17 protein-coding genes, 1 tRNA gene and 1 pseudogene are annotated in these 16,574 nt (G+C 73.8%); 7 read left to right on the forward strand and 12 right to left on the reverse strand.

All coding sequences use genetic code 11. The features are described from left to right. Positions 1 to 51: 51 nt before the first annotated feature. A complete protein-coding gene (locus DA06_RS14465) occupies positions 52 to 486 on the reverse strand; it encodes an SRPBCC family protein (protein WP_043501260.1) in 435 nt (144 codons plus the stop codon). Positions 487 to 608: 122 nt separating this feature from the next. Beyond that, entirely contained in the window at positions 609 to 1,256 is a 648-nt protein-coding gene (locus tag DA06_RS14470; RefSeq protein ID WP_043501261.1) for a low molecular weight phosphatase family protein, read from the reverse strand. A gap of 373 nt (positions 1,257 to 1,629) precedes the next feature. On the opposite strand from DA06_RS14470, the gene DA06_RS14475 reads away from it, so the two are divergent. The 3 genes from DA06_RS14475 to DA06_RS14485 are packed head-to-tail and all read left to right on the forward strand — an operon-like array spanning position 1,630 to position 2,697. Continuing rightward, positions 1,630 to 2,010, forward strand: coding sequence for a hypothetical protein (locus DA06_RS14475; protein WP_418605332.1), 381 nt, complete (start codon positions 1,630 to 1,632; stop codon positions 2,008 to 2,010). After that, positions 2,007 to 2,372, forward strand: a complete 366-nt coding sequence (locus DA06_RS14480) for a GntR family transcriptional regulator (protein WP_043501280.1) — start codon at positions 2,007 to 2,009, stop codon at positions 2,370 to 2,372. Before DA06_RS14475 ends, DA06_RS14480 begins: the two co-directional genes overlap by 4 nt. A 58-nt stretch (positions 2,373 to 2,430) precedes the next feature. Next, positions 2,431 to 2,697 (forward strand): acylphosphatase, encoded by a 267-nt coding sequence (locus DA06_RS14485; protein WP_043501270.1) that lies wholly within the window; start codon positions 2,431 to 2,433, stop codon positions 2,695 to 2,697. Positions 2,698 to 2,712: 15 nt separating this feature from the next. On the opposite strand, the gene DA06_RS14490 is transcribed toward DA06_RS14485, so the two are convergent. Then, positions 2,713 to 3,528: an NAD-dependent protein deacetylase gene (locus tag DA06_RS14490; RefSeq protein ID WP_043501283.1), complete on the reverse strand. Its 816-nt coding sequence runs from the start codon at positions 3,526 to 3,528 to the stop codon at positions 2,713 to 2,715. A gap of 248 nt (positions 3,529 to 3,776) precedes the next feature. Between DA06_RS14490 and DA06_RS14495 the strand changes: the two genes are divergently transcribed. Both DA06_RS14495 and DA06_RS14500 read left to right on the forward strand, forming a co-directional pair. Beyond that, positions 3,777 to 4,223 (forward strand): hypothetical protein, encoded by a 447-nt coding sequence (locus DA06_RS14495; RefSeq protein ID WP_043501272.1) that lies wholly within the window; start codon positions 3,777 to 3,779, stop codon positions 4,221 to 4,223. Between the two features lie 64 nt (positions 4,224 to 4,287). Further along, complete coding sequence (locus DA06_RS14500; protein ID WP_043501274.1) at positions 4,288 to 5,472, forward strand: FAD-dependent oxidoreductase; 1,185 nt, start codon at positions 4,288 to 4,290, stop codon at positions 5,470 to 5,472. 51 nt (positions 5,473 to 5,523) lie between these two features. Here DA06_RS14500 and DA06_RS14505 read toward each other — a convergent pair whose 3' ends face one another. Then, the gene (locus tag DA06_RS14505) at positions 5,524 to 6,099 is read right to left on the reverse strand and encodes a protoglobin domain-containing protein (protein ID WP_043501275.1); all 576 of its coding nucleotides are present in this window, start codon (positions 6,097 to 6,099) and stop codon (positions 5,524 to 5,526) included. A gap of 181 nt (positions 6,100 to 6,280) precedes the next feature. Here DA06_RS14505 and DA06_RS14510 point away from each other — a divergent pair. Further along, positions 6,281 to 6,369: transfer RNA gene (locus DA06_RS14510), tRNA-Ser, on the forward strand. Here DA06_RS14510 and DA06_RS14515 read toward each other — a convergent pair. From DA06_RS14515 to DA06_RS14540, 6 genes and pseudogenes are all read right to left on the reverse strand, one after another. Then, positions 6,348 to 6,977 carry an HNH endonuclease gene (locus DA06_RS14515; RefSeq protein WP_418608024.1) on the reverse strand — a complete coding sequence of 210 codons (630 nt, stop codon included), beginning with the start codon at positions 6,975 to 6,977 and terminating at the stop codon, positions 6,348 to 6,350. The genes DA06_RS14510 and DA06_RS14515 overlap by 22 nt on opposite strands. Positions 6,978 to 8,937: 1,960 nt before the next feature. Continuing rightward, positions 8,938 to 10,035 (reverse strand): VWA domain-containing protein, encoded by a 1,098-nt coding sequence (locus DA06_RS14520; RefSeq protein WP_418605333.1) that lies wholly within the window; start codon positions 10,033 to 10,035, stop codon positions 8,938 to 8,940. Positions 10,036 to 10,116: 81 nt separating this feature from the next. Then, entirely contained in the window at positions 10,117 to 10,431 is a 315-nt protein-coding gene (locus DA06_RS14525; protein WP_418608026.1) for a DUF5682 family protein, read from the reverse strand. A 64-nt stretch (positions 10,432 to 10,495) separates the two neighbouring features. After that, positions 10,496 to 11,480 (reverse strand): annotated as a pseudogene (locus DA06_RS14530) (3-isopropylmalate dehydrogenase); the annotation flags it as partial. A 106-nt stretch (positions 11,481 to 11,586) separates the two neighbouring features. Then, positions 11,587 to 12,765, reverse strand: a complete 1,179-nt coding sequence (locus tag DA06_RS14535; RefSeq protein WP_418605334.1) for an MFS transporter — start codon at positions 12,763 to 12,765, stop codon at positions 11,587 to 11,589. Between the two features lie 47 nt (positions 12,766 to 12,812). After that, positions 12,813 to 13,079 (reverse strand): helix-turn-helix domain-containing protein, encoded by a 267-nt coding sequence (locus tag DA06_RS14540; RefSeq protein WP_418605335.1) that lies wholly within the window; start codon positions 13,077 to 13,079, stop codon positions 12,813 to 12,815. Between the two features lie 512 nt (positions 13,080 to 13,591). Between DA06_RS14540 and DA06_RS14545 the strand changes: the two genes are divergently transcribed. Next, positions 13,592 to 14,575 carry a TIGR03557 family F420-dependent LLM class oxidoreductase gene (locus DA06_RS14545; protein WP_043501303.1) on the forward strand — a complete coding sequence of 328 codons (984 nt, stop codon included), beginning with the start codon at positions 13,592 to 13,594 and terminating at the stop codon, positions 14,573 to 14,575. A 16-nt stretch (positions 14,576 to 14,591) separates the two neighbouring features. Here the strand turns inward: DA06_RS14545 and DA06_RS14550 are convergent, their stop codons facing one another. Both DA06_RS14550 and DA06_RS14555 read right to left on the reverse strand, forming a co-directional pair. After that, complete coding sequence (locus DA06_RS14550) at positions 14,592 to 15,716, reverse strand: Ku protein (RefSeq protein WP_043501306.1); 1,125 nt, start codon at positions 15,714 to 15,716, stop codon at positions 14,592 to 14,594. Positions 15,717 to 15,885: 169 nt separating this feature from the next. Next, positions 15,886 to 16,551, reverse strand: a complete 666-nt coding sequence (locus DA06_RS14555) for a helix-turn-helix transcriptional regulator (protein WP_043501310.1) — start codon at positions 16,549 to 16,551, stop codon at positions 15,886 to 15,888. Positions 16,552 to 16,574: the final 23 nt, after the last annotated feature.

Here is a 16,574-nt window from a genome sequence, read left to right on the forward strand (position 1 = left end):
CGGCCATCCTCGCGCACGGACGGGGCGACGGCGACGCGAGCTCGCCCGCGCTCAGCCGCTCAGCAGCTCGGCCGCGTGACGGAGCTCCGCCAGGGCCCGGCGCCAGTTCTCGGTGGAGTGCTCGGCCGCGTCGGGCGTCGGGTTGTTGTCCTGCGTCAGCGTGACCCGTGTGCCCGCCGGGAGCTCGTCGAGCGTCCAGGTCACCGTGTGGTAGCTCTCCGGCACGTCGGGCAGGCCGGTCAGCGGGCTGTAGTGGCTGTACCGGAGCAGCCGCGGTTCGTCGACCTCGAGGATCTCGCCGTGGTCCTCGAACCGCCGTCCCTCCCACTCGCCGGCGAACGTGATCGGTGCGCCCGGGACGAAGTCGCTGTCGACCACGGCGCCGAACATGACGCGACCGAGAAGCTCCGGGCTGGTGAGGACGGTCCACACGGTGCGCGGCAGCGCGTCGATGTCCACCGTGCACACCGAGAGGTTGTCGGCCATGTCGCCCTCCTGAGCTGCTCGCGCCACGACGGCCGGACCGGGTGCGCGGCACCCGGACCAGCGTCCTCCTGCTCCCGCGGGGGCACAAGACGCGCCGGGCTCCGGAACGGCCGGACCGGTCGTCAGGAGCCGAGCGGCGCCAGCTCCTCGAGCAGCTTCAGGACCCGCGCGTCGACGTCGTCGCGGATGCGCCGGGCCTCCTCGATCGTGTCCTCGGCGGGATCGGCCAGACCCCACTCCTCGTACCGCTTGTCCGGGTAGACAGGTACCGCGTCCGCGGAACCCATGGTGACGACGACGTCCGCCGCGCGCACGACGTCGTCGGTGAGCGGCTTCGGGTAGGCGTGGCTCATGTCGAGGCCCCGCTCCGCCATGGCGGCGACCGCGTGCGGATCCACCTGCCGGATGGGGGCCGCACCCGCGGACCGGGCGCGGACCCTGCCGGCCGAGTAGTGCTCGAGGAGCAGGGCGGCCATCTGGGACCGTCCGGCGTTCTGCACGCACACGAAGAGCACCTCCGGGCAGTCCCGGGCGTGAACGCCCTTGGCCCGGGCGAGCGCGGCGAGACGCTCGGTCGCGAAGTGTGCGGCGAGCACCGGCAGGTGCGTCGTGACCTTGGCCGTCCGGGCCAGGGCCGTGTAGGACTCCATCACGGTGCGCTCGACCGTCTCGGGCGCGAGGGTGCCGTCGTACCGGCGCGTGAGGTCCGCGACGACGCCCCGCAGCTCGTGGTCGGGGTCCGAAAGCCCGGGCATCCCTCTGACGGTCATCACGCCTCCCAGGACGGCGTGGCGGGCGGAGCGGTCATGCCCGACGACGCGGCCGCCCGTACGGTCCCCCGGCGCCGTCGGGTCGCTACGGGTGCGCGACGGCGCGCCGGGGACCGTCCCAGAGTAAGCCTGCGGCGCTCCGGGCGCGCGGCACGCCCACGCACCACGCCCGGCGGTCGTCCAGACCCTCGGCACGGCGCCCCGCCGCGCGGTCCGCGTCGCCCGGGCCTCGACGCCCGCCCACGGCGACTACGTCGCGCCCCTGGAGAGGAAGGGTGCGTGGGTCGCCGCGGCGCTCTCGGCGCTTCTGTCCGTCGGGCTCCTGCTGACGGACCTGACCGGCGCCCTGGACCTCGGGGCCGCACCGCCGGCGGTGTTCGTCCTGGCCGCGGTGGTGCCGGCCGCCGCCGTCGTCCTGGACGAGGCGGTCGCCCGCCGGGTCCTCGCGACGCCCCAGCGGGCGGAGACGACGCTCGAGCTCGCCTGGGACGACGCGCTCCGCGCCCGCGCGCTGCGCGACATGGTGACCGTGCCGCTGACCGTGGGCCTGCTCGCCCCGCTGGTCCTGCTCGGCGCCGTCGGCGACGGGATCGTCGGCGGCTGGCCGGAGAACCCCGCGTCGGGGCTGGTGTCCGGCCTGATGTTCCTGGTGCTGCTCGTCGCCCTGGCGGCGTGCGTCGTGTCCCTCGCCCAGCGGCCCGAGCGGTACTTCCGGCAGCGCCTGTGGGGCGCCGGTCAGGGGGCACGGCCGTGATCGTCGTCGTCGACGCGGCCTCGCACGTCCCGCCCTTCGAGCAGGTCCGAGCCCAGCTCGAGGCCGCGATCGTGGAGGGGGCGCTCCCCGCCGGGCACCGCCTGCAGCCGATGCGCCGGATGGCGGAGGACCTCGGGCTCGCCGTGAACACCGTGGCCCGTGCCTACCGTGAGCTCGAGCTCGCGGGCCTCATCGTCAGCCGGGGACGGCGCGGGACCTTTGTGACGGCCCGGGGCTCCGACCGGGAGCGTGAGGCGCGGTCGGCGGCCCGGCAGTACCTCGACCGGACGACCGAGCTCGGGCTGACTCTCGACCAGGCCGTCGAGGAGGTGCGGCGGCTCGCCGCCGGCGCGCGGGGCTGAGCCGCGCCACCGTCGGCCGCGGTGGCTCGACGGCGGCGGGCGGGCCAGACTGAAGGCCATGATCCGCCGTCGTCTCGTGGTCCACGGCCGGGTGCAGGGCGTGGGGTACCGCTACTCGTGCGAGCTTGCCGCCGAGCGGCTCGGCGTCAGCGGCTGGGTGCGCAACAACGACGACGGCACGGTCGAGGCCGTGGTGGAGGGCGCCGAGTCCGCGGTCGAGTCGTTGATCGAGTGGGCCCGCCAGGGGCCCCGGCACGCCGACGTCAGCCGGGTCGAGATCCGCCAGGAGGAGCCGGAGGGGCTGCGCGGCTTCACCTCCGGGTAGGGAGCAGCCTTCCTGCTAGGAGCTCAGCTCCCGGGCCAGCACGGGCAGTGCCTCGCTCGTGCCCACGTGGACGCGGACGTCGGCAAGGTCGTCCCCGCGCGTCGGGCCACGATTGACGACGGCGACCGGCTTGCCGGCCTTGTGGACCCGGCGGACGAACCGCAGCCCGCTCATGACGGCGAGCGAGGACCCGGCGACGAGCAACGCCTCGGCGTCGTCGACCAACGCGTACGCCTTGTCGACGCGCTCGCGCGGGGTGTTGTCGCCGAAGAACACGACGTCCGGCTTGAGGATCCCGCCGCACCGCGGGCAGTCCGCGACCCGGAAGTCGGCGGTGGACTCGAGGACGACGTCGGCGTCGGGTGCCACCTCCAGGTCCGCGACGTGCCGGAACCGCTCCCGCCATTGCGGGTTCAGGGCCACCAGTGCGGCGTCGTGCTCGTCGCGGGGCACGACGGCGCCGCAGCCCAGGCAGACCACGCGGTCGTACCGGCCGTGGAGGTGGATCACGCGGCGGGAGCCGGCCCGCACGTGCAGCAGGTCGATGTTCTGGGTGATCAGTCCGGTCATCAGGCCTGCGTGCTCCATGCGGGCCAGCGCGCGGTGACCGGCGTTGGGCCGGGCGGCGAGCAGGTGGCGCCAGCCAAGGTGGTTGCGCGCCCAGTAGTGGCGCCGGAACGCCGCCGAGGAGACGAACTGCTGGTGCGTCATCGGGTGGCGCGGCGGCGACCCGGGGGAGCGGTAGTCGGGGATGCCCGAGTCTGTGGACAGGCCGGCACCCGTCAGGACGGCGACCTTGCGTCCGGCGAGCAGGGCGACCGCGGGTGCCAGGGCGGCGACGACGTCGTCGGGGTCCGGGACGTGGCCCGCGGCGGGAGGCGCGACGGGCGCGGGCTTGATGACCAGCCGCGGGGAGGCCTCGGCGTGCGTGCGCGGGAAGAGCTCTGCCACGGTGTGGTGGCCGTGCCGTGGCAGACGCACCTGGTCCTCGGGCTCGCTCACGCGCCTCAGGCTACGACGGCGCGAGCGGACGGCGCGCCGCTCGTGCAGGCTCTGGCGCAGCGGCCTACCGTCCTGTCATGGACACGGAGCGCAAGGCGCCGGACCTCTATACGCGTGGCCGTGACGTGGTGACCTCCTACCTCGCCGGTGTGGACGTGACCTGGTTGGCCGAGGACGAGGACCTGGTGGAGATCCTCAACGAGGCGGGGGAGCACCGCCGGATCCGTGTGACCGTGACGAGCTCGGGCGGGTGGCTCGTGCCGTGGGCCTACGCGCGACGTCCGCCGACGGTCTTCCCCGACGGCTGGTGGTCGTTCGTGCGGTTCAGCGACGACGAGGCGAAGCAGCCGGAGGTCTATCTCGCGCGGGAGAACCAGGTGCGCGAGCTGCTGCACTCGATCGTCACCGCCGACGACTTCGACGAGGACGACGCCGACCGTGTCGAGGGTGAGGCCGTGCGGCTGTCCGACGACGACCTGCGGCCGCTGCTGCGGTCCTGGGGCGAGCTGACGCAGGGGTTCTGACCTGGCGCTCCGCGGGGCCGCTCGGGGCTGAGGACCGATCGCCGGAGGGACTAGCCTCGACCGTATGCGATGCATCGTGGTGGGAGCCGGAGCGTGGGGCCTGCCCGCGGCGGCCGAGCTGGCCGGGCGCGGGCACGACGTGGTCCTCCTGGACCGGTACGGCGTCGCCAACGCGCTCTCCTCGTCCGCCGGTCCGACGCGGCTCTGGCGGTTGACGCACCCGGACCGCGTCCGCGTGCGGCTCGCCCGACGTGGCGTCGAGGCGATGGAGCGGCTCGCGAGCCGGTCGGGTGCCGAGGTGTTTCTGCGGCGCGGCCTGCTGTGGCGCGACGACGCCACGGTCCCCGCCGTGCTCGAGGCCCTCGAGGCGGAGGGGGTCGCGCACGAGGCCGTGGGGGCGGACGACGTCGGACGCTACTTTCCGGGGCTTCGGCCGGACGGCCGCCCCGCGGTCTGGCAGGCCGACGCCGGACCGGTGCTGGCGGCCGAGTCGATGCGCGCCCAGGCGGGTCTGCTCGAGGCGGGTGGCGGGACGGTCGTGACCGGCGTCGAGGTGCGCGAGGTGCGCACGACGTCGCATGGACCCGAGGTCGTGTGCGGTGACGGGACGACGCACTCGGGGGACGTCGTCGTCCTCGCGCCCGGACCGGGGGCGCAGCCCCTGCTGGCCACGCTCGGGGTGGACCTGCCCCTGCGGCCGGTGCTGGAGCAGGTAGTGCACGTGGGCGACCCCGCGCAGCCGGGTACTGCCGACCATATGCCGTGCCTGTTCGACGGTCCCCGGCAGCGGGAGGGTGACGGCCGCAGCGGCGAGGCGCCCGCGGTCCGAGACGCCGAGCCGGGGATGTACACCATGCCGACGCCCGGGGTCGGCTACAAGCTCGGCCTCGACCGTTCGCTCCGGGACCTGCTGCCCGGGGACGTCGACCGGACGCCGGACGACAGCCTCACCGAGCTGATCGTCGACCGCGTGCGCCGCGACCTCGGGGCTCTCACGCCGCACGCGCTGGACGCGCAGGTGTGCTCGTGGACGATGTCCCCGGACGGCCGGTTCGTCATCGACCGGCTGCCGGGCGGGGTTGTGGTGGCGTGCGGAGACTCCGGCGAGGGGTTCAAGTTCTCCGCGCTCATGGGCCTGGTGCTCGCCGACCTCGCCGAGGGAGAGACCCCGGACGACGACGTCGCGTCCTTCTCGCTGGAGCGTTTCGCGGGCGGCGTCGAGCTGAGGGAGCACGTGCTCGGGCGTTGAACCTCGCCTGCGTGAGCAGGTGCTCGGGTGTCGAGGCTCTAGGTGCGCGGCTCACCACGGCCCAGGTGCGTAGGGCCGTGTCCACAGCGCCACCTGAAGCGTCACAGCCTTGCGCCACGCTTCGTGCATCGCGTCGATGTCCTCGGCGGGGCGGCCGGACTTCTCGAGGAACGGCCGGATCGTCGCGGTGATCGGGTAGATGAGCGCGACGAGGTAGCGCAGCGGGACGTGGGTTGTGGACTCGACGCGGTCGGTGCGGTTCTTCTTGTACGGGGTGTGCCGCAGGCCGATCTCGTGCTGGTACGCCAGCCACTGGTCGTCCCACGGGCGCTCGCACGTGTCCCGGACCCACTGCCCGAACCTGCCGCGCACCGCGTCGAGGTAGCGGCTGACCGGCTCACCGTCCGGCCCGGAGAACTGGGCGAGCAGGTGGTGGTGCGAGCCCATGAAGCCGTACCAGACGTCGAGCACGTCCTCGATCTGGTCGGACAGCACCTCGCCGGCCTGGCGCAGGGCAGCCTCGTCCGCGGGGCCGAAGAGCACGGACGCTTTGAGGAGCTGCAGCTCCTCGAGCGACACGGGCGATGCCGTAGCGGTCTCGTAGTCGTAGCCCGAGATGGTCGTCATGTCTCCTCCTTGAGCAGGACGTCTCGATCTGGACGGTACGCCGGGCGGGAGGGGGACGGAAGTGCGGTTGTCGGGCGACCCGGGGATCGCTGCTCCGGCGGTCGCCAGTTGCTGAGGGTGACGGGTCGCACTTCTGCCGATTTTGGGCGGCGACGACGGCACCGGTAGCATCGTCCGGCGAGGTAGCGTGTCCGAGCGGCCTAAGGAGCACGCCTCGAAAGCGTGTGAGGTTAACAGCCTCCGTGGGTTCAAATCCCACCGCTACCGCCAGTCGAAGGGCCCCGGGATCCGGGGCCCTTCGCCTTTTTCGTCGTGTGTCGTGCGTTTTCCGGCGGTGGGCCTGTTCCGGCTGGTCGTCGTTGCTCGGTCGGTCGGTCGCCGCTGCTCGGTCGGTCGCCGCTGTACGGACTCGGGCTCGCGGGGCTCGGGCTGCGGACCCGTGGACTGGCGGAGGAGGAGCTGCGGGCCGCGGGCACCTGGTGCGTGAGCCGCGGGCCGCGGGCACCTGGTGCGTGAGCCGCGGGCCGCGGGCACCTGGCGCGTGAGCTGCGGGGCCGCCGCGCCTGGCGCGGGGGGTCAGAAGGGCGGCGGGGTCGTCGTCGTGGAGGGGTTCGGGTGTGCCGTGGTGCGGCGGGCGGATGGCGAGGAGCGTGGTGGTGCCGTTGCGTTCGCGGCGGTAGGTGTGTCCGGAGGGGGGTGGTCCAGACGAAGATGCCGGGCTCGGGCTGGGTGACGGCGAAGGCGCCGACGGTCTTGGTGGTGTGGTCGCGCTTGCACATCGAGCCGAGCTGGTCGATGTCGGTGGTCCCGCCGGCGGACCACGCCTTGGTGTGGTCGATCTGGGCGCGGCGGGCGGGGTGGGTGCAGGCGGGGCGCACGCAGGTGACGTCGCGGGCGCGGACGAGGTCCGTGGAGGGCGGCGGGGGGGTCGGTAGAGGCTGCGGCCGAGGTGGGTGACGACGCCCGTGACCGGGTCGTGACGAGCCGGCGCCAGGTCCCGCCGGCGGCCAGCGCCGCGCGAGGCGGGGGTGATCGGCCCGTACCCTTCCAGATACGCCGCCTCGACACGCTCGCCGTCGCCGTCGCCCCGTCGTCGGGAGGCGCGAAGTGCAGCGCCTCGACGGCCCCGCCGGGGGGCCGTCCAGGGTGGACGAGGCTGAGCGGCTCGCCGGTGAGTCCGGCGGCGTCGCGCCGCAGTCGACAGACGAGCAGCGTGCCCTCGGCCGTGCCGGCCCCGGCGACCTCCTCGACCCGCTCGAGCAGGCGGGCGGTCACTGCCGTGTAGGCCACCGTGACCGGGAGGACGGCGCCGTCGCGGTCGACCACCGGCCAGGTCAGCGTCTGGGACGCGCGGTCGAAGACGGCGGCGCCGTACCGTGCCGGACGCAGGACCACCCAGTCGCGCAGCGGGTCCGGCAGGTCGAGCAGTCCGATGGCGTCCCGGCCGAGGGCCTGCCACGAGTCCACCACGGGGAGCAGCTCGGCGAGCTCCCCGCCGGAGAGCGGCTGGAGCGTGGCGCGGGTCCGGTCGACGCCGGACAGCCGCCCGCCGGCGCTCAGCTGTGCGTCGGTGAGGACCACCCGGGCGCCCGTCGCGGCCGCCGGTGAGGACAGCCCGCTCCACGGTCCGCCGGTGGTGTACCGCGCCCTGGGATCGAAGCCGCCGAGGGCCTCGGGGCGGGCGTCGGTGAGGGAGAGGAAACGCGACTGCTGCGGCCACCAGAACAGCGTGGTCAGCCCGTGGTAGCCGGAGGCGGTGCGCCAGGGCGCGGCACCGAGCCCGACGAGCTCCATCGACGGGACCGGGTCGTACCGGTTCCGGGCGCTCCCGACCAGCCGCGCCGGGGCGTCGCCGTCGGCCGCCGCGGACTCGAGGGCGGCGACGAGCGCGTACGCCGTGGCGGCCTCGTCGAGGAGCAGCTGCTCGTCGGCCCGGGCGGAACGCTCCAGCAGCAGCTCCACGTGGTCGGCGAGACGCCGGAGCAGCAGCGCCAGCCGGTGGTACTGCGCTCCATGCGCCCACACCGCCACCGTCTCGTACCGCTGGTGGACGGACGGGGAGAGGTGGGACAGACCCAGCGCCACCGTGTCGGTGAGGAGGTGGGCGGCCGTGGTTCGCAGGCGTGCTCGCGTCCGGCCGAGGTCGTCGACGGTGCGAGCCGGGCGGCTGGTCGGCGCAGCGCCGACGCGGTCGGCGCCGTGGGCCCGCTGGTAGGCGAGAACCGCCGCCACCTGGTACTTCTCGACGGCCGAGAGACGGGTGTCGGCCACGAGGCCCGGTGTCCCCCCGCCCATATACCGGAAGGTGACGAACGGGTGCGAGAACGTGATCGACAGATTCTTGCCGCCCTCGACCCGCACGCCGGCGAGCTCCATGTCGTCGACCAGCTGACGGGCCCAGCGGAAGCCGGCCCGGCCCGCGTGCGTCACGAGCGCGTCGGGACCGAGCGCCATGAGCTCGTGGTGAAGGGCGTCTGTGCCGGGTTCGGCGCCGGGGCCGGGGCCGGCGTCGGCGCCAGTGGTGCCGGCTGCGCCTCGGGGGGCCGGGCCCGGTGTCGCTCGCCGCAGTCGCGGCGAGCCACAGGCCGGCGGCGACCACGTGCTGGCACGTCGTCGCGCTCGGGCACGAGCACCGGGCGTGGACCGGTCCGCGGTCGTCGAGGGTCACCTCGTGCGGTCCGACCCGCAGACGCAGGACCTGCTCGTCGTCGGCGACGACGTCGATCCCGACCGTCTCGAGGTCCTTCCGCGCGCGGCGGAGCAGGCCGCGGCTGGCGAGCGCCGCCCAGGCGTCGTCGTCGTACCGCTCGAGCTGGGCCACCACTGCGGCGCGCACGTTCACGAGGTCACCGCGACCAGCCACTCGGCGAGCCGGCCCGGCGTGAGCGCGGCGATACTCATCCCGCAGTCGGCCAGGCGCCGGGCGACGTCCCGGTCGTAGTGCGGGTGCGCCTCGCCGTCGAGCGCGGCCAGACCGATGAGCGTCACGCGCGACTCCGCCAGCCCGCGCACCGCGCGGACCAGCTCGCCCGGCGAGGCGCCCTCGCAGAAGTCGGTGACGAGCACGAGGACCGTGCGCTGCGGGTTCTCCACGAGCTGGGTGCAGTAGCGGACGGCCCGGCCGATGTCCGTGCCGCCGCCGAGCTGGACGCGCATGAGTACCTCGACCGGGTCCTCGACGTGGTCGGTGAGGTCGACGTCGGCGGTGTCGAAGGCCACGAGCCGCACCCGGAACGCGGGCAGCCCCGAGAGGATTCCGGCCATGACGGCGCTGTGGATGACCGATCCCACCATGGAGCCGCTCTGGTCCACGCACACGATGACGTCCCAGGGCAGCCGCCGCGTGTTGCGCTCGAAGAAGAGGACCTCCTGGAGCACGAGCTGGCCGCGCGCGGCGTCGAAGTGCTTGAGGTTGCGGCGGATGGTGCCCGCGGCGTCGAAGTTGGCGGCGATCTGGACGGGGGAGTGACGGTCACGGCTGAGGCGGCCGGACATGGCCCGGCGGACGTCCGTCCGGAGCCGGCGGGTCAGGTCCTCGACCACCTGCCGGATGATCCGGCGGGCGACGACCAGAGCCTGCTCGCCGAGGTGGCCCTTGAGTGCGAGCAGCGTGCGGAGCAGCTGCTCGCTGGGCTCCAGGCGTTCGAGGGTCTGCGGGTCGGTGACGAGCTCGGTGAGCCCGTAGCGCTCCAGCGCGTGACGTTCCACCATCTCGGCGGTCTCGCGCGGGAACAGCTCCCGGACCTCGCCGAGCCAGGTCACGAGACCGGGAGCGGACTCCTCCAGCGACCCCGGGGTGGTCTCCGCGGGCCCCTCCTCAGGTCGCAGGCCGCGGCCGCCGTACTCGCGTCCGTAGAGAAACTCGAGCGCGGCGTCCAGGCGCGCGGCCCCGCCGCGGCAGCCGCCGAGCGAGCTCGAGGCGTACCGGCCGAGCACGAGCCGCCACCGTTCCAGCGGCTGGCCGTGCCCGCCGTCGCGGCCCGAGGCCGACGCGCCGCCGTGCCGCTCGCCCCGTGCTCACGCCCCGCCTCCCCACGAGGCGAGGCCGTCCCGCGCGAGCAGGGCGGTGACCGCACGGGAGACCTCCAGGTGCCGGTGGACCGAGCCTTCGTCGACGTCCGGCCGCCGGAGCACCCCGAGGTCCGTCCGGCCGTGCAGCTCGGCGACGGCCCGGGCGATCCGGTCCGTCTCGCGCGGCGTCATCCCGGCGAACGCGAGGCGCAGCTCGGGCAGGTGCTCGACGAAGGTCTCCCGGTCCCAGGCGCCCAGGCGTCCGTCGAGCGCGCCGATCAGCGCCGGCTCCTGCCACGCGGCCTCCCGGGCCGTTGTCAGGAGCCCGCTGACGAAGGCGACACCGTCGGCGGCGGTCGCGTCCCGGACAGGTGACCGGCGACCGCCCGCTCGAGGCGATGTCCGCGGCGACGGCGTCGGAGACGCGGCGGGCCTCGTCGGCCAGGCCGAGGTGCTCGAGCAGCAGCGCGACGGAGAGGACGGTGGCCGTGGGGTCGGCCTTGCCCTGGCCGGCGATGTCCGGGGCCGAACCGTGCACGGGCTCGAACATCGAGGGCGTGGTGCGCTCGGGGTTGATGTTGCCCGAGGCGGCCAGCCCGATGCCGCCGCTGATGGCGGCGACGAGGTCGGTGATGATGTCCCCGAAGAGGTTGTCGGTGACGATGACGTCGAAGCGCGAGGGGTCGGTGACCAGGTAGATGGTCGCGGCGTCCACGTGCGCGTAGTCGACGCTGACCTCCGGGTACTCCGCGCCGACGGCCTCGACGGTGCGCCGCCACAGGTGGCCGGCGTGGACGAGGACGTTGTGCTTGTGCACGAGGGTCAGCTTCTTGCGCGGACGGGCCTGCGCGCGGGCGAAGGCGTCGCGCACGACGCGCTCGACGCCGAACGCGGTGTTGACCGAGACCTCGTTGGCCACCTCGTGCGGGGTGCCGACCCGGATCGCGCCGCCGTTGCCGACGTAGGGGCCTCCGTGCCCTCGCGGACGACGACGAGATCGACGTCGCCGGGGGTTCGCCAGGGGCGTGGGCACGCCGGGGGTAGAGGCGTGCGGGGCGGAGGTTGACGTAGTGGTCGAGGGCGAAGCGCAGCTTCAGGAGCAGCCCGCGCTCGAGGACCCCGGAGGGGACGGACGGATCGCCGATGGCACCGAGCAGGATGGCGTCGTGCTCACGGATCGCGGCGAGGTCCTCGTCGGTGAGGGTCTCGCCGGTGCGGTGCCAACGCTCGGCGCCCAGGTCGAACGCGGTGCGCTCGACGGCGACGTCGGAGCCGGCGAGGACGGCGTCGAGGACCTTCAGCCCCTCGGCGACCACCTCGGGACCGATCCCGTCGCCCGCCACCACTGCCAGCCTGATCGTGCGCGTCATGGCCCCGAACCTACCCTGAGCGTCCACTCCACGGGACCACGATCTCACCATGTGGCCGCACGATCAGGGGTCGGGCCACGTCCGCAGCGGCACGGATCAGCCATTCTCACCGCCCGCTCGCTCCCCCCGACGCCAGGACGAGGGCCCAGACGGCGCCCAGCAGAGCCGCACCCGCCGCCACGGCGAACGCCGCGGGGACGCCGACCGACCGGGCGACCAGGCCGAGCAGGATCGGGCCACCTCCGATCCCGAGATCGAGGAACGCGCTGGCGGTGCCCGAGGCCGCGCCGCGCTCGTCGGTGGCCGCACGGGCGAAGATCGCCGCGAAGAGCGCCGGCGTGCTGAACGCGATGCCGAGTCCGACGGTCCCCGCGCCGAGCACGGCGCCTGCCGGCGTCCGCCACACCGCCAGAACCAGCAGGCCCGCCGCCATCGTCAGGAGCGCGCCCGCCCCGAGCGCGAGGGGCCGGACCCGGTCGGGAACTCGCGCGAACGCGATCCGCACGGCCACCACCACGGACCCGTAGACCAGCAGCGGCAGGCTCACGTCGGCGAGGCCCACGTCCGCCGCATGGAGGGCGGCGAAGGCGAGGAACGCGCCCATGGCCAACATGGAGGCCAGGAAGGCCATCCCGACCGGGACGGATCCGCGGTGGATGAGCCGGTGCGGTTCCGGCGTCGGCGGCCCGTCCGGACGCGTCTCCCCGATCCCGGCGACGAGCAGGGCCGCGCCCGCGGCCAGCACCGCGGCTGCGGTCCACGCGGCCGTGAACCCGGCGGTGCGCACGAGCAGCTCGCCGAGCGCCGGGCCGGCGGTCAGCCCGAGGTAGAGGCCGAGCGAGTTGTAGCTGATGGCCTCCCCCATCCGGCTGGCCGGTGCGAGGTCGACGAGCGTGGCGACGGCCGCGACGAAGAACGCGGCCTCGGCGAGGCCGAGCACCAGACGGAGCGCGACCACGCCGCCGAGCGTCCCCGACTGCGCGGTCAGCACCAGGCACACCGCGCAGAGCAGGGCGCCCGCCACCAGGAGCGGGCGTCGCCCGCGCGCGTCGACCAGGCGGCCGGCGACCGGTCTCGTCGCGAGCGCGACGACGGCGAAGGCGCCGAAGGCCAGTCCGGCGCCGGCGGCGTCCGAACCGACGGGCCCGGTGACGTAGAGGGGCAGAGCGAGCACGGCCACGCCGGTGGCGGTGAAGTACGCGAGCTCGGCGAGAGCGAGCACGACGAACGGCCGGGTGAGCAGCCGCTCACGGGGCGCGACCTGCGGGATGTCGGTGGTGGCCATGCCGCCACCCTGCGCGTGCGGGCCCGGCGGCACATGGGTAGATCTACTCAGGATCCGGCCGCCGCTCGAGAAGGCCGTGCTCCATGGCGAACAGTGCCGCGGCCGCCCGGGTGCTGGCGCCGATGCGCAGGTAGACGTCCTGGACGTGGTGCTCCGCCGTGCGGGGGGGAGACGACCAGCCTGTCGGCGATCTGCCGGTTGGTGAGACCGCGAGACACCAGGCGGAGCACCTCGACCTGGCGCTCCGTGAGTCCGGCGACGGCGGTGACCCGGGCGGCCCGGCGCCCGTCGGCGGCGTCCAGGACGGCGCTCACGGCGTCGGTGTCGAGCCGGCCCGCGCGGCGGGAGAAGCCGGGCCGGCTGACGGAGCGGGTGGGCCGGCTGGATCGTGCGGCCCGGTCGGACGGGACTGCCCGGCTGGCTCGTGCGGCCCGGCCGCGGACAGCGGGAGGGGTGGTGTGCTGGTCATCCCGCCTCCCTCGTCCTCAGGGTGATGGTCGTTCGGGCGCTGTGCCCTCGGGTGGCCCGGCGGTGCCGGCAGGCTCTCGAGGGTGGGAACCGGTGCTCCGAACGTGCCTCAGATACATCGAACGTGCGCCCAAACCTATCGAACGGGCGTTCGAGCGAGCAAGAGGATTGGTGATATTCCGCCAAATCTGTGGATGGTGTGGCATCCCGGGCGCTTGTGGACGTCAGGAAGGGTGCCGAGGCCATCACGCCGTCGACCGTGTTTCCGCAACGGGCGCATCCGCCGTCGACCGTGTCCCTCGGGGCTCCGCCGTCGTCTCCGCGTGCCGCACGGGCACCCGGGTGCCAGCCTGGGGCCATGACGCGATTCGGCTACACCCTCATGACCGAGCAGGCCGGCCCGAAGGATCTTGTTCGCCACGCGCAGGAGGCGGAACGTCGAGGCTTCGATTTCGAGGTCTCCTCGGACCACTACTTCCCGTGGCTCGACTCCATGGGGCACTCGCCGTACGCCTGGTCCGTCCTGGGTGCGGTGGCCCAGGTGACCGAGCGGGTCGACCTGATGACCTACGTGACGTGCCCGACGATGCGCTACCACCCAGCCGTCGTCGCGCAGAAGGCAGCCACGCTCGCGGTCCTCTCAGACGGTCGTTTCACGCTCGGGCTGGGCGCGGGCGAGAGTCTGAACGAGCACGTGGTCGGTGAGCGGTGGCCGGCGGTCGGCGAGCGGCACGACATGCTCGAGGAGGCACTCGTCATCATTCGTGACCTGCTCGACGGCGAGCGCGTGACATGGGCCGGCGAGCACTTCCGGGTCGACCAGGCGAAGCTGTGGGACCTGCCCGACGAGCCCGTCGAGATCGCCGTCGCCGTCTCCGGCGGGCAGTCCGTCTCGCGCTTCTCCGCGACGGCCGACCACCTCGTCTCCACGCTCCCGGACGGAGATCTCGTCACGAAGTGGCGGGAGCAGCGCCGCGGGGAGGGGCTGCCCGAGGGGCGAGCGATCGGGCAGGTGCCGGTGTGCTGGGACCCCGACCCCGACGCCGCACTGGCGCGCGCCCACGACCTCTTCCGGTGGTCCGGACTGGGCTGGGCGGTGAACGCCGACCTGCCCACCACCGAGGCGTTCGAGGCGGCGACCTCCTTCGTCCGGCCGGAGGACGTGGGTGAGGCGATCGCGTGCGGGCCGGACCTGGACGCGATGGTCGAGTCGGTCGCCCCGTTCTGGGAGGCGGGGTACACCGACATCGCCCTTGTCCAGGTGGGCGGCGACAGTCAGGACGACTTCCTGGCGACGGTGGCCGAGCCTCTGCTCGAGAAGCTCCGCGCCGCAGCCGGCTGAGGCCGGGCTTGCTGCGCTACGCCGACTTCTTGGCGGGCGCCTTCCGGGCGCTCGTCTTGCGTGCGGTCGTCTTCTTCTCGGCGGGCTTCTCCTCGGCGTCCTTCTTGGTGGACCGCGAGGACCGGGAGCTGGTCTTCTTCTCCTCGGCTGGCTCCTCGGGCGCAGCCTTCTTGGCCCTCGACCGGGAGGTGGGCTTCTTCTCGCCGTCGGACGAGCCGGCGCCGGAGCTGGAACGCGACCTGCTCGACGACCGGCGCGCCGGCTTCTCCTCCTCGCGCTCCTCGTCCGACTCCTCCTCGGCTGCGGCCTCGGCGCCCTCGTCCGCCGTCGCCTCCTCGTCCTTGCCGCCGCGCTTCTTGCGCGACTGCTCGACGGACCGGCGCAGCGCCTCCATGAGGTCGAGCACCTGGCCGCCCTCCTCGGCCTCGCCCTCCGTGCCGAAGGTAGCCTCGGTGTCGAGAGCCTCGCCCTGCTCGAGCTTGGCGGTGACCAGCTCGCGCAGCTGCTCCTGGTACTCGTCGGTGAACTGCTCGGGCGTGAAGTCCGACTCGAAGCTCTTCACGAGCGCGGCGGACATCTGCAGCTCCTTGTCCGAGATGTTCACCTTCTCGTCCAGCCCGGGGAAGTCCGCCTCGCGCACCTCGTCCTGCCACAGCAGGGTCTGCAGGACGAGGACGTCGTCGCGGACGCGGAGCGCGGCGAGCCGGGTCTTCTGCCGGAGCGTGAACGTGACGATGGCGGTGCGGTCGGTCTGCTCGAGCGTCTCGCGCAGCAGCGCGTAGGACTTGGTCGACTTCGAGTCGGGGGCGAGGTAGTAGGCGCTGCCCATCATGATGGGGTCCACCTGCTCGGTGGGCACGAACTCCTGCACGTCGATCTCGCGGTTGCGCTCGGACGGCAGCGCCGCGAAGTCGTCCTTGGTCAGCACGACGGTCTGCTGACCGTCGTCGTAGGCCTTGTCGATGTTCTCGTAGTCGACGACGTTCCCGCAGATCTCGCACCGGCGCTGGTAGCGGATGCGGCCGCCGTCGGCGTCGTGCACCTGGTGCATCGGGACGTCGTGGCTCTCGGTGGCGCTGTAGAGCTTCACCGGCACGTTGACCAGTCCGAAGGTGATGGCACCCTTCCAGATCGCCCGCACGGCAGCTCCTTCCCGACGACGGCCCTGACCTCTGGACGACAGTCAACCCGTGGCGCGGGCTTCTGGCCAGCGGAATCACGCGCGGGAAGTGGTGCTCTTCGTGCCGTCACCGTGCGCCCTGCGCGCTCGGTGGCCGTGCCGCACCTCCGCGCGGTCGCACGGTGGGCAGTCAGTCCTCCTCGTACACCCGGATGCAGCAGCGACCGGCCCCGGGATCCGCGACCACCCGGCGCCCGCACCCCGGCAGCCCCTGGGCGACGCCGTCCAGCAGCTGGTAGTTCAGCTCGCAGACCAGCTCGGTGTGGTGCTGGGCCAGCTGGTGGAACGGGCAGTTCCCCATGACGACGCCGCCGGCGGGATCCGCGCGGGGCTCGTAGCCGCCGGCGACGAGGGCTCTGTCGAAGTCGCCGGCGCGCTCGCCGGTCTCGCGTCCGGCCTCGGCGGCGATCCGGCGCAGCACGTCGCGCACATGACCGTGGCTGGAGGCCGCCTCCGTGATCGCCCGGGCGAAGATGTCCGCCGCGAGCTCGTAGTGGCGCTCCGGCACCGAGACCGTGACCTCGGTGGTGGAGCGGACGTAGTACTTGGCCGGCCGTCCCGCCCCGGGCCCCGAGCGGCCGGACGGTCGGTGGAACTCGACCGTCAGCAGGCCCTCCTGGGCGAGCCGGTCGAGGTGGAACGCGGCCGTGCTGCGGCTCAGGCCGACAGCGGCCGCGGCGTCGTCGCGGCTGACGGGCGCGGGGCTGGAGCCAATGAGGTCGTAGAGGGCGCGACGGGTGGGGTCGCCCAGTGCGGAGACGGCGGCGACCCGGGCGGAGCGTGGCTTCTGCGGCACGTGCCCAGCCTACTCCTCTAAAA

This window comes from Georgenia sp. SUBG003 (assembly GCF_000715355.2).
Taxonomy (GTDB): Bacteria; Actinomycetota; Actinomycetes; order Actinomycetales; family Actinomycetaceae; genus Georgenia.